This is a genomic window from Erwinia sp. E602 (assembly GCF_018141005.1).
In the GTDB taxonomy this organism is placed as follows: Bacteria; Pseudomonadota; Gammaproteobacteria; order Enterobacterales; family Enterobacteriaceae; genus Erwinia.
The window spans coordinates 958,018-970,453 of record NZ_CP046582.1 but is presented as its reverse complement, the minus strand read 5'-3'; the positions used below and the strand labels follow the sequence as shown (position 1 = coordinate 970,453).

Sequence of the window (12,436 nt, the reverse complement as noted above, 5' to 3'; positions counted from 1 at the left end):
GCCGGGTGCCAGAATTTGTGTAGCGACAGGCATAAAAAAACCCCGTCCGCAGACGGGGTTTTGTCGGTTATTCCGCGCCGGTGACGGCGGGGATTAACGCAGCTTACTGGCCTTTAACTTCTTTCAGGCCGTTGAATGGCGCACGGTTGCCCAGCGCTTCTTCAATACGCAGCAGCTGGTTGTACTTAGCTACGCGGTCAGAACGGCTCATAGAACCGGTTTTGATCTGGCCTGCAGCGGTACCGACCGCCAGGTCAGCGATGGTGGCATCTTCGGTTTCACCTGAACGGTGAGAGATCACCGCGGTGTAGCCGGCGTCTTTCGCCATCTTGATCGCAGCCAGGGTTTCGGTCAGTGAACCGATCTGGTTGAATTTGATCAGGATTGAGTTAGCGATGCCTTTATCGATACCTTCTTTCAGGATCTTAGTGTTGGTCACGAACAGATCGTCACCGACCAGCTGGATTTTGTCGCCCAGTACTTTGGTCTGGTATGCGAAGCCCGCCCAGTCAGATTCGTCCAGGCCGTCTTCGATAGAGACGATTGGGTAATCTTTGGTCAGGTCTTCCAGGAAGTGGGTGAACTCTTCAGAGGTGAAGGCTTTGTTGCCTTCGCCAGCCAGCACGTACTTGCCGTCTTTGTAGAATTCAGATGCCGCACAGTCCATCGCCAAGGTAACGTCTTTGCCCAGCTCGTAGCCTGCTGCTTTTACCGCTTCTGCGATAACGGCCAGTGCTTCGGCGTTAGAACCCAGGTTTGGCGCGTAGCCGCCTTCGTCGCCGACCGCGGTGCTCAGGCCTTTAGACTTCAGCACTTTTGCCAGGGTGTGGAACACTTCAGAACCGATACGCAGCGCTTCTTTCAGCGTTTTCGCGCCAACAGGCTGGATCATGAACTCCTGAATGTCGACGTTGTTGTCCGCGTGCTCGCCGCCGTTGATGATGTTCATCATTGGCAGTGGCATAGAGAACTTGCCTGCGGTGCCGTTCAGTTCAGCGATGTGCTCGTACAGCGGCTGACCTTTAGAGGCAGCGGCCGCTTTCGCAGCAGCCAGAGAAACGGCCAGGATGGCGTTAGCGCCAAACTTGGATTTGTTCTCGGTGCCGTCCAGCTCGATCATGATCTTGTCGATGTTAGCCTGGTCTTTCGCGTCTTTACCGGTTACGGCGTCAGCGATAGGACCGTTAACAGCGGCAACGGCTTTGGTTACGCCTTTGCCCAGGAAACGAGATTTGTCACCGTCACGCAGTTCCAGCGCTTCGCGGGAACCGGTAGAAGCACCTGATGGTGCCGCAGCCAGACCAACAAAGCCGCCTTCCAGGTGAACTTCTGCTTCTACAGTCGGGTTACCACGGGAGTCGATGATTTCGCGGCCGATGACTTTTACGATTTTGGACATTAGTTTTTCCTCAGTACAAGTTAACTTAAACTTAGACAACAACGCCCTGAGACCGAAGTTCAGGGCGTTATGAAAACACTTATTTTGCCAAACGCTTCTGGAACTCGTTTGCTGCCTTCACGAAGCCGCTGAACAGCGGATGTCCGTCACGCGGCGTGGAGGTGAACTCCGGGTGGAACTGACACGCAACATACCACGGGTGGTCAGGGATCTCGATGATCTCCACCAGCTGGTCGTCGCCGGAACGACCCGCGACGCGCAGGCCGGCCGCTTCAATCTGCTGCAACAGCATATTGTTCACTTCATAGCGGTGACGGTGACGCTCAACGATGGTGTCGCTGCCGTACAGCTTGCGCACCAGGCTGTCATCGGTCAGCTGGCACTGCTGGCTGCCCAGACGCATGGTGCCGCCCAGGTCGCTCTGCTCGGTGCGCTGCTCAACGTTGCCTTCTTCATCACGCCATTCGGTGATCAGCGCCACCACCGGGTACTTACAGTCCGGCTGGAATTCGGTGGAGTTGGCACCAGGCATGTTCGCCACGTTGCGGGCGAACTCCATCAGCGCCACCTGCATACCCAGGCAGATGCCGAGGTACGGGATATTATTCTCGCGCGCATACTGCGCGGTCATGATCTTGCCTTCCACGCCACGGTAGCCGAAGCCGCCCGGGATCAGGATCGCATCCAGATCCTTCAGCACTTCCACACCGCGGGTTTCCACATCCTGCGAGTCGATCAGCTTAATGTTGACCGTGACGCGGTTTTTCAGGCCGCCGTGCTTAAGGGCTTCAATCACCGACTTATAGGCATCCGGCAGCTCAACGTACTTGCCGACCATACCGATGGTCACTTCCGCGCCCGGATTAGCTTCTTCGTAAATCACCTGCTCCCACTCGGCCAGGTTGGCTTCCGGTGCGTTCAGGTTGAAACGTTTGCAGATAAAGTCGTCGAGGCCCTGCGATTTCAGCATGCCCGGGATCTTGTAGATTGAGTCGACGTCTTTCAGGGAGATTACCGCTTTTTCCGGCACGTTACAGAACAGCGCAATCTTGGCGCGTTCGTTGGCCGGTACGGCGCGGTCAGAGCGGCAGATCAGCACGTCTGGCTGAATGCCGATCGACAGCAGCTCTTTCACGGAGTGCTGGGTAGGTTTGGTTTTCACTTCACCGGCGGCGGCCATATAGGGCACCAGGGTCAGGTGCATATACATGGTGTGCTCACGGCCCACATCCACCGCCATCTGACGGATGGCTTCAAGGAACGGCAGAGACTCGATATCACCGACGGTGCCACCAATTTCAACCAGCACCACATCGTGGCCTTCGCCGCCTTCGATGATGCGCTCTTTGATGGCATTGGTAATGTGTGGGATCACCTGAATGGTCGCGCCCAGATAGTCACCGCGACGCTCTTTGCGCAGCACTTCTGAGTAGATACGGCCGGTGGTGAAGTTGTTGCGGCGGCTCATCTTGGTGCGAATGAAACGCTCGTAGTGACCGAGATCCAGATCGGTTTCTGCGCCGTCGTCGGTGACGTACACTTCACCGTGCTGAGTCGGGCTCATGGTGCCCGGATCGACGTTGATATACGGATCCAGCTTCATGATGGTCACGTTAAGACCGCGCGCTTCAAGGATTGCAGCCAGGGAAGCGGCAGCAATGCCTTTACCCAGAGAGGAAACGACCCCGCCGGTCACAAAAATATAGTTCGTTGTCATGCTGAACCTGAGAATGTAGGTTTAAAGACGATGGAATGAAATACCAGGACGGGAAAATAGTATACCCGAAACACCCCGGAACGACAATTGATCGTTTCCGGTTGTGTTACCGCCACCGCATTTACCGCCCTGACATTACCTGATTTCGCCACGCAGAAGGTTGACGCGCGTCACATTTTTGTTGAATCGTGTCAGCCAATTATTCCTCTGACTTTACCTGCTGCCACGCGGCCTCCATCTGCTCCAGCGTCGCCTGCGGCATACTCATCCCCTGAGCGGTGATAATCTGCTCAACCTGGCGGAAGCGGCGTTCAAATTTGGTGTTGGCCTTTTGCAGCGCGGTTTCGGCTTTTTTGCCCAGATGGCGCGACAGATTGACCGTGGCAAACAGCAGATCGCCAATCTCCTCTTCCAGCTTCTGCTCATCGATCACCGCCTGCTTCGCTTCGTGCATCACCTCGTCGATCTCTTCATACACTTTGTCCAGCACCGGCCCGAGGGTGGTCCAGTCGAAGCCGACGTTGCTGCAGCGCTTCTGGATTTTGTGCGCGCGCATCAGCGCCGGCAGCGCGGCGGGAATATCGTCCAGCGCCGAGTGCTGCGCCTTATCCGCCCGCTCCTCGCTTTTAATCTGCTCCCAGTTGACCAGCACCTCGGCGCTGCTGCCGGCTTGTGCACCGGCAAAGATATGCGGGTGGCGGCGCTCCAGCTTGTCGCTGATGGCGGTGCAGATGTCGTTAAAGTCGAAACGCCCCTGCTCCTGCGCCATCTGCGCATAGAACACCACCTGAAACAGCAGATCGCCCAGTTCGCCGCGCAGGTCGTCGAAATCGGCGCGGTTGATCGCGTCGATCACCTCATAGGTCTCTTCCAGCGTATAGGGTGCGATGGTGGCAAAGGTCTGCTCGCGATCCCACGGGCAGCCGTGCTCAGGGTCACGCAGGGTTTTCATGATGCCCAGCAGGCGATCGAGAGAAGTCATAGTTTTATCCATTTAATTGTGAGAAATAACAAATCACTGCTGAAGAGCAAGTCGCTGATGGTTCCGGTGCATGGCGTATCGGGTATATCCGGAACGCGGACACGCTATAAACACATCCATGTGCGCTCGGCGGCGGCCATCCCTGGCCGCCGACGGTCCGCTAAACCGGATATACCCGATTGCCCGTAACAACGGAAATCGCTGTGAAAGCATATCCAGCTTTTACTTCGAAGCCAGTATTTTAAACGTTAAAAACAGCGATACAACAGGCAGAAAGGGAGGGCGCTGGCGAGCAGGTTAGCCGGGCGTATGCCGCAAGGATGCGGCATCCGAGCCCACAGGGAGGTGTTTACGGCGTCCCGGCGTTCTGTCGCCAGCGGCCGAACCTGGCACCAGAAGGAGAAGCTACGCCCTTAGAACAGCCACACAAATGCAAGAAGGGAGGCCGCTGGCGAGCAGGTTAGCCGGGCGTATGCCGCAAGGATGCGGCATCCGAGCCCACAGGGAGGTGTTTACGGCGTCCCGGCGATCTGTCGCCAGCGGCCGACCAGAGCACCGGAACCTGCAGCGACATAATGCCTGCAACAGCAGCACCTCCGCCACCCAGCCAGTTAATGCAGACGTTTCGCATCGATAATATCCGGCACCTGGTTGAGTCTTGCCAGCACCCGGCTCAGCACCTGCTGGTTATAGATCTCGATATCCATATCGATGGTCGCCAGCTGCTTTTTGGTGTCGCTGTGGCTGGAGACGCCCAGCACGTTGACCTTCTCATTGGCAAGGATGGTGGTGATATCGCGTAACAGGCCGCTACGATCGTTGGCCGTAACACGCACCACCAGCGAATAACCGCTGGAATAGGTTTCCCCCCACACCGCGTCAACAATGCGCTCCGGCGCATGTGACATCAGATCGGCCAGCTGGTCACAGTCGGCACGGTGGATCGAAATGCCGCGCCCCTGGGTGATAAAACCGGTGATGTCGTCGCCGGGGATCGGCTGGCAGCAGCGGGCGATGTGGTGCATCAGGTTGCCGACCCCTTCCACCACCACCCTGCCGCTCTCTTTGCTGCGCGGCACGCTGCTGGCGGTTTTCTGCGTCAGCTGGCGCAGCGCTTCGCGATCTTCCTCTTCGGCGCTCGGCTTGTTGAGCTTCGACTGCAGGTAGTTACTCATCTGGTTGAGGCGAATATCGCCGCCACCGATGGCCGCCAGCAGTTCATCGAGGGTATGGAAGTTATAGCGCGGCAGCAGCAGCCGCTCGGCGTCCTTCAGGCTGATATCGAGATGATCCAGCTCGCTGTCAAGGATCTGCCGCCCGGCGATGATGTTCTTATCGCGATCCTGCTTGCGGAACCAGGCGTGGATCTTCGAGCGTCCGCGGCTGGTGGTAATGTAACCAAGGTTCGGGTTCAGCCAGTCGCGGCTCGGATTCGGCTGTTTCTGGGTGATAATGTCGATCTGATCGCCCATCTGCAGCTGATAGGTGAACGGCACGATGCGTCCACCGATCTTGGCGCCGATGCAGCGGTGGCCGATATCACTGTGGATATGGTAGGCGAAGTCGAGCGGCGTCGAGCCGGCCGGCAGGTCGACCACGTCGCCTTTCGGGGTAAACACGTAGACCCGGTCATCAAACACCTGGCTGCGAACTTCATCGAGCATTTCGCCCGAATCCGCCATCTCTTCCTGCCAGGTAATCAGCTTACGCAGCCAGGCAATGCGCCCTTCATGGCCGGACGCCCCACGGGCACTGCCGGAGGTTGAGCCCTCTTTATACTTCCAGTGGGCGGCCACCCCCAGCTCGGCATCTTCATGCATCTGCCGGGTGCGGATCTGAATTTCAACGGTTTTGCCCTTCGGCCCGAGCACCACGGTGTGGATCGACTGATAGCCGTTGGGCTTCGGGTTAGCGACATAGTCATCAAACTCGTTCGGCAGGTGGCGATACAGCGTATGCACGATACCCAGCGCGCCATAGCAGTCCTGCAGGCGTTCGGCGACGATGCGCACCGCGCGCACGTCGAACAGCTCGTCAAAGGCCAGCGCCTTTTTCTGCATCTTGCGCCAGATGCTGTAGATATGTTTCGGCCGGCCATACACCTCGGCCTTGACACCCTCTTTCTTGATCTCCGCGCGCAGTGACTCGACGAAGGTATCAATATAGCCTTCGCGATCGATGCGCCGCTCGTGCAGCAGTTTGGCAATGCGTTTGTATTCATCGGGGTGCAGGTAGCGGAAGCAGAAGTCTTCCAGCTCCCACTTCAGCTGGCCGATGCCGAGGCGGTTGGCCAGCGGGGCGTAAATATTGGTGCACTCTTTCGCCGCCAGCACGCGCTCGTCTTCCGGCGCGTCCTTCACCTCACGCAGGTGGGCGATGCGCTCCGCCAGCTTGATCACCACGCAGCGGAAATCTTCCACCATCGCCAGCAGCATGCGGCGCACGTTATCCACCTGCTCGGAGGCCATCGAGTCGTTATGGGTGGCTTTCAGCTGGCGGATGGCGTCCATATCGCGCACGCCGTGCACCAGCAGCACGATAGCCTTGCCGAAATGCTCTTCCAGCACCGCTTCGCTGACTACCCCGGCGTCGGCCAGCGGGAACAGCAGCGAGGCCTGCAGGGTTTCAAGATCCATGCTGAGCATGGAGAGGATCTCCACCATCTCCACGCCGCGCCACAGCAGCAGCGTGGCGTCCGGATGGTCCTGGGTCGCCGTTTCACAATAGCGCCAGGTTTCGGCCAGACGTTCACATGACTGTTGGTTAGCGATCCCCAGACTGGTGATCCACTGGTCGGGCGCAAACTCACCGGCCGTATTCAGATGTGCACTTCTTACCGCAACCATATCCTCTCCTGCACGCCCCCCGGTTCGGGGGACCCTTTTCGGCTAAACAGCACCATGAGCCCCGGCACGCGCGATATCACACCCCGCCGCGCACCCTGACCCGTTCCCATTTGGTAGCCGGACGTCAGTACTCTCTGACCGTCCCATGCCCGTCTTCATTCTGTTCAGCGAAACATTATACGCAGCCTTCCCCCCGAATGCTGCAACGCCCTCCACACCTGCGACATTTTAAGCCACTTTTCCGGTTGTGAGAGTAAAACTTCCCATTGTGAAGCGGTAAAACAGCACGCAATTCTGTCGCTGTCGGCCTTATCCAGGGCAGTGTAGGCCATTTCTGCCGACTCGTCAGGCGACTCGCATCAGGGATGATAACGCAGCAACGACCCCCTGCCTGCAGGGCGTTTCGCATTGCGTCAGCCATCGCCGGGTTCGTGGCAGCTGATGCTTATGCGAAAACCGTTCCAGTTTTACGCTAAACTTCGCTGAATGCCTGCGCCTGACGCCGCCTTCGCCGCTGAACATATTAACGCCGTCAGTGCGCACGCACGCTGCACGCTAAAACGGTGCAAGGCGCAGGGCTTGCTCCATAACGAGGCACCAGAACAGGGCATTCGCAGATATCGCCCAGCTCAGTCCCGCTCAGCGGACCAAAACCTCTTTATGATGCGCGGCTTTTGGGCTGCCAGTTCCGGCGCAGAGAGAGTAGAATTGCGTCATTCGTTTCACCGCTGGCTCACGGCGGTGGCAATCATCCACCGTCGCCCTCCGGCGACCCGGGATTCGGCCAGGACGCACCCGCTCGGCGAAGGATCGCCCAGGCCTCGCACAGGGAATACAGCATGACCAAATACAGCCTGCGGGCGCGCATGATGATTCTGATACTCGCCCCCACGTTGATGATCGGGCTGCTGCTGTCGACCTTTTTCGTGGTCAACCGTTATAACGAACTGCAGCGTCAGCTTACCGATGCCGGTACCAACATCATTGAACCGCTGGCGGTCTCCAGCGAGTATGGCATGACCTTTCACAGCCGCGAGTCCGTGCGTCAGCTGGTCAGCCTGCTGCACCGTCGTCATTCAGAAATTGTGCGGGCAATCTCGGTATTCGACGATAAAAATCAGCTGTTCGTCACCTCGAACTACCATCAGTCGCCCGATCTGCTACGCCTGCCGGACCATGCGCCGCTCAGTGGAAAATACTTAAAAGAGCGGCACGGCAATTCGGTGATCCTGCGCACGCCGATCCTTTCGGAAAGCTACTTCCCCGATGAGTCCCCGGGGCAGGAGGCGAAGCCAACCGGCAATCCGCTGGGCTACGTGGTGATTGAACTCGACCTGCAGTCGGTGCGGCTGCAGCAGTACAAAGAGGTATTCATCTCCACCCTGCTGCTGCTGCTGTGCCTGTGCATCGCCATGCTGTTCGCCTACCGGCTGATGCGTGACGTCACCGGACCGATCCGCAATATGGTCAGCACCGTCGACCGCATCCGTCGCGGCCAGCTCGACAGCCGGGTCGAAGGCTATATGCTCGGCGAACTCGACGTGCTGAAAAACGGCATTAACTCGATGGCAATGTCGCTGACCGCTTACCACGAAGAGATGCAGCAGAACATCGACCAGGCAACCTCCGACCTGCGGGAAACGCTGGAGCAGATGGAGATCCAGAACGTTGAGCTGGACCTGGCGAAAAAACGCGCCCAGGAAGCGGCGCGCATCAAGTCCGAGTTCCTCGCCAATATGTCCCACGAGCTGCGCACCCCGCTCAACGGCGTGATCGGCTTTACCCGCCAGACGCTGAAAACCGCGCTGAACACCACCCAGCGTGACTATCTCAACACCATCGAACGCTCGGCCAACAACCTGCTGAGCATCATTAACGACGTGCTGGACTTCTCCAAGCTGGAGGCCGGCAAGCTGGTGCTGGAGACCATTCCGTTCCCGCTGCGCGCCACGCTGGATGAAGTGGTGGTGCTGCTGGCACAGTCGGCGCATGAGAAAGGGCTGGAGCTGACGCTGAATATTCAGAGTGACGTGCCGGATAACGCCATCGGCGATCCGCTGCGCCTGCAGCAGATCGTGGTCAACCTGCTGGGTAACGCGATTAAATTCACCGAGCGCGGCAACGTCGATATCCGGGTGGAGAAACGCGCGCTGAGCAATAATCGCATGGAGCTGGAGGTGCAGATCCACGACAGCGGCATCGGAATTTCCGAGAAACAGCAGTCCCAGCTGTTCCAGGCCTTTCGCCAGGCGGACGCCAGCATCTCACGCCGCCACGGCGGCACCGGGCTGGGGCTGGTGATCACGCAGAGGCTGGTGGGTGAGATGGGCGGTGAGATCTCCTTCCACAGCCGGCTGAACCACGGTTCGACCTTCTGGTTCCATATCAACCTGGCGCTGAACCCTAACGCCGCCAGCGACCCGCGGGTGATGGACTGCATTGCCGGGCACCGGCTGGCCTACGTTGAGGCCAACGTGGCGGCGGCGCGCGCCACGCTCGAGATGCTCAACGCCACGCCGATGCACGTCAGCTACAGCCCGACGCTGGAGGAGTTGCCGGACGCCCACTTTGACGTGCTGCTGCTGGGGATGCCGGTCAGCGCGGTGCCGGAGGCCGGGCTAGGCGGCGAGCAGCTGAAACCGCTGCTGCAGCGCGCCGACAACCTGATTCTGGCGCTGCCTTTCCAGATGCAGATGTGGTCTGAAGAGCTGAAAGCGCGCGGGGTGACCGCCTGCCTGGTTAAGCCGCTGTCGATGACCCGGCTGCTGCCCGCGCTGGTCGACTACCATTCGCGGGAGAGCCGACCGCAGCCGCTGCATACGCGTCTGCCGCTGCGGGTGATGGCGGTGGATGATAATCCGGCCAACCTTAAGCTGATTGGTGCCCTGCTGGAGGAGCAGGCCGAGGAGATCGTGCTGTGCGACAGCGGTGAAGCGGCGATCCAGCAGGCGCGGCTGCAGAAGCTGGACATTATTCTGATGGATATCCAGATGCCGGACATCGACGGCCTGCGCGCCAGCGAGGCGATCCGCGCCCTGCCACAGCATGCAACCACGCCGATCGTCGCCGTCACCGCCCACGCGCTGGAGGGGGAACGCGAACAGCTGATCCACGCGGGGATGAATGACTATCTGGCAAAACCGATCGACGAGCAGAAGCTGAGCGTGCTGCTGGCACGCTATGCCCTGCCGCAGGGTGGCGAACGGCTACCGGTAATCGACGTGCCGGCCTCGCTGGACTGGTCGCTGGCGCTGCGCCAGGCCGCCAATAAGCCCGACCTGGCGGAAGATCTGCTGCGGATGCTGGTGGATTTCCTGCCCGAGGTGCAGAGACTGGTGGAGGAGTCGATGGCGGAGAACAACGCCGCCAGCCTGCGCGATATCATTCACAAGCTGCACGGCAGCGCCAGCTACAGCGGCGTGCCGCGTATGAAGCAGCTTTGCCAGCAGCTGGAGCAGGGCCTGCGCCAGCAGCAGGATATTGCGGCGGTGGAGCCGGAGCTGTTTGAACTGCTGGACGAGATGGAAAACGTGGCGGGGCTGGCGAAGAAACGTCTGAAGCTGTAAGGCATGGCAGGGACGGTAACGGTGCCACCTCCCGACAGAGCTGCCGGTGTTCCCGGCTGGCGTGCAGCACCGGGAACACCGGTCTCTCTGTCGGCAGCGGGCAGGTCAGCCCAACTTTTGCCGGGCATCGCCCGGCAGCAGTTTTATTTCAGCAGCTGCGCCCACTGTTCCACCCACGGCGAGGTGACCTCTTCCGGTTCCGGGTTCTCACCCGCGTCCACCAGCAGCACCTCGCCCACGCGCACCGCGCTGTGCTCCTGCAGCAGCGCGTCAAACTGTTTGCCAGCGCCGCAGAAGTTGCTGTAGCTGCTGTCGCCCAGCGCAATCACGCCGTAACGCAGCGTCGGCTGGTAGCCCAGCTGGTCTTTCATCGCGTGGAACAGCGGCGCAATGCTGTCCGGCAGGTCGCCCTGCCCGGTGGTGGAGGTAATCACCAGCGCCACCTTATCGGCATAACGCTGCCAGTCCGCCAGCGAAGCATCATCGTAAATTTTCACCTGGTGGCCGGCCGCCACCAGCAACGGCTCGGCCTCTTCCGCCACCAGCAGCGCGTTACCGTATACGGTGCCTACAAAAATACCGACTTCAGCCATCTTGTTCTTCCTTACTCAGGTCGCGGTTATTACCGGCCAGCGGCGCCCGCCGGCTCAGAGTTGTTCATATCCTGCAGACTTTGCGGCGGCAACTCAACCCTCGGCACGTCAGGTAGCGTGGCCTGCCAGCCAAACTGTTCCATCATCACCTGCCACACCGCGTCCAGCCCGGCACGCAGCACCAGCGGCTCGCCGGTGACCGGATGGTGAAGGCGCAGTTCGCTGGCGTGCAGCATCAGGCGATTAAGGCCAAAGTGCGTGGCAGCGCTGCGGTTCTGCTTCAGGTCGCCGTGCTTGCTGTCGCCGATGATCGGATGGCGCAGATGGCTCATATGCCGGCGCAGCTGATGTTTACGCCCGGTCTGCGGCAGCATCTCCACCAGCGAATAGCGCGAGCTGGCAAACCGACCGACGGCCACCGGCAGCTCGGCCGTGGCCAGCCCGCGCCAGTGGGTCACCGCCGACTGCGGCGCTTTTTCCTGGCTGAACTTATCGGCGATTTTATCCAGCTCTTCGGTAAGCGGATAGTCCAGCGTCTCATCGCCCTCCAGCCAGCCGCGCACCACCGCATGGTAGGTTTTCTGCAGCTGATGCTGCTCAAACTGCTGTGACAGCAGGCGCGCCACCTCCGACGACAGCGCCATCAGCAGCACGCCGGAGGTCGGGCGATCGAGACGATGCACGGTAAACACGTGCTGGCCAATCTGGTCACGCACCGTCTGCATCACAAACTGCGTTTCATGGCGATCGAGCCAGCTGCGGTGGACCAGCCAGCCGGAAGGTTTGTTGACCGCCACCAGCCACTCATCCTGGTACAGTATTTCCAGCATCAGTTGCCTGACTCAAACAGGTTGTCAAAGGCGGTCAGGCACTGCAACAGGCGCGTGCGGTGCGGCATCGCGGCGTCGAGCGCCACCTCATAGTAAGGGGCAATGGCCAGCGTGGCCGGCAACGGCGCGCCGGCATCCAGCAACGCCTGCATGCGCGGTAAAAATACCCACTGTAGCCACTCCAGCGGCAGCATCGTGCTCACACAGAAGGGTTCGGTGCAGGCAAAGGCCTCACTGTCCGGGGGCTGGTTCTGCCACAGTCCACTCTCTTTCAGGCACTGTTCTGTCGCCTGTAACCGTTCCTGAACCTGCTGATGACGGTTCATGGTCAACCTCTTAGCTGATGCGTAATAAAAAAGGGGGCAAGCATACCGTTTTCACGCGGGCGGCCGCAACTGCGGCGATGGAAAGCGCGCGACGTGGGCCGGCGGGCCTGGATCGAGGCATAAAAAAAGGGAGCACTGTGTTAACAGTGCTCCCGGTTCGTTTGCAGCAATCCCGCT

General features: G+C 59.6%; 8 protein-coding genes. 1 reads left to right on the top strand and 7 read right to left on the bottom strand.

What is annotated here, in order from left to right; all coding sequences use genetic code 11:
- Positions 1–103: 103 nt before the first annotated feature.
- The 4 genes from eno to relA form a co-directional block, all read right to left on the bottom strand.
- Positions 104–1,399 (bottom strand): phosphopyruvate hydratase, encoded by a 1,296-nt coding sequence (eno, locus tag GKQ23_RS05765; protein WP_056232090.1) that lies wholly within the window; start codon positions 1,397–1,399, stop codon positions 104–106.
- A 79-nt stretch (positions 1,400–1,478) separates the two neighbouring features.
- Positions 1,479–3,116, bottom strand: coding sequence for a glutamine hydrolyzing CTP synthase (gene pyrG, locus GKQ23_RS05760; RefSeq protein ID WP_056232088.1), 1,638 nt, complete (start codon positions 3,114–3,116; stop codon positions 1,479–1,481).
- Between the two features lie 199 nt (positions 3,117–3,315).
- A complete protein-coding gene (mazG, locus tag GKQ23_RS05755; protein WP_212410006.1) occupies positions 3,316–4,098 on the bottom strand; it encodes a nucleoside triphosphate pyrophosphohydrolase in 783 nt (260 codons plus the stop codon).
- 611 nt (positions 4,099–4,709) lie between these two features.
- Positions 4,710–6,944 carry a GTP diphosphokinase gene (gene relA, locus GKQ23_RS05750; RefSeq protein ID WP_056232085.1) on the bottom strand — a complete coding sequence of 745 codons (2,235 nt, stop codon included), beginning with the start codon at positions 6,942–6,944 and terminating at the stop codon, positions 4,710–4,712.
- An 839-nt stretch (positions 6,945–7,783) separates the two neighbouring features.
- On the opposite strand from relA, the gene barA reads away from it, so the two are divergent.
- Positions 7,784–10,510 carry a two-component sensor histidine kinase BarA gene (barA, locus tag GKQ23_RS05745; RefSeq protein WP_212410005.1) on the top strand — a complete coding sequence of 909 codons (2,727 nt, stop codon included), beginning with the start codon at positions 7,784–7,786 and terminating at the stop codon, positions 10,508–10,510.
- Between the two features lie 143 nt (positions 10,511–10,653).
- Here the strand turns inward: barA and GKQ23_RS05740 are convergent, their stop codons facing one another.
- Genes GKQ23_RS05740 through GKQ23_RS05730 form a run of 3 tightly spaced genes read right to left on the bottom strand, consistent with a single transcriptional unit; the run spans position 10,654 to position 12,259 of the window.
- Positions 10,654–11,103 carry a flavodoxin gene (locus GKQ23_RS05740; RefSeq protein ID WP_056232079.1) on the bottom strand — a complete coding sequence of 150 codons (450 nt, stop codon included), beginning with the start codon at positions 11,101–11,103 and terminating at the stop codon, positions 10,654–10,656.
- A 29-nt stretch (positions 11,104–11,132) separates the two neighbouring features.
- Positions 11,133–11,933: a tRNA pseudouridine(65) synthase TruC gene (truC, locus tag GKQ23_RS05735; protein ID WP_212410004.1), complete on the bottom strand. Its 801-nt coding sequence runs from the start codon at positions 11,931–11,933 to the stop codon at positions 11,133–11,135.
- Positions 11,933–12,259: a YqcC family protein gene (locus GKQ23_RS05730; RefSeq protein ID WP_212410003.1), complete on the bottom strand. Its 327-nt coding sequence runs from the start codon at positions 12,257–12,259 to the stop codon at positions 11,933–11,935. Before GKQ23_RS05730 ends, truC begins: the two co-directional genes overlap by 1 nt.
- Positions 12,260–12,436: the final 177 nt, after the last annotated feature.

What these genes read in the sequence shown, in the direction of transcription:
- mazG (WP_212410006.1), bottom strand. Translation starts at nt 4,098, where the DNA reads ATGACTTCTCTCGATCGCCTGCTGGGCATCATGAAAACCCTGCGTGAC.
- pyrG (WP_056232088.1), bottom strand. Translation starts at nt 3,116, where the DNA reads ATGACAACGAACTATATTTTTGTGACCGGCGGGGTCGTTTCCTCTCTG.
- eno (WP_056232090.1), bottom strand. Translation starts at nt 1,399, where the DNA reads ATGTCCAAAATCGTAAAAGTCATCGGCCGCGAAATCATCGACTCCCGT.
- truC (WP_212410004.1), bottom strand. Translation starts at nt 11,933, where the DNA reads ATGCTGGAAATACTGTACCAGGATGAGTGGCTGGTGGCGGTCAACAAA.
- barA (WP_212410005.1), top strand. Translation starts at nt 7,784, where the DNA reads ATGACCAAATACAGCCTGCGGGCGCGCATGATGATTCTGATACTCGCC.
- relA (WP_056232085.1), bottom strand. Translation starts at nt 6,944, where the DNA reads ATGGTTGCGGTAAGAAGTGCACATCTGAATACGGCCGGTGAGTTTGCG.
- GKQ23_RS05730 (WP_212410003.1), bottom strand. Translation starts at nt 12,259, where the DNA reads ATGAACCGTCATCAGCAGGTTCAGGAACGGTTACAGGCGACAGAACAG.
- GKQ23_RS05740 (WP_056232079.1), bottom strand. Translation starts at nt 11,103, where the DNA reads ATGGCTGAAGTCGGTATTTTTGTAGGCACCGTATACGGTAACGCGCTG.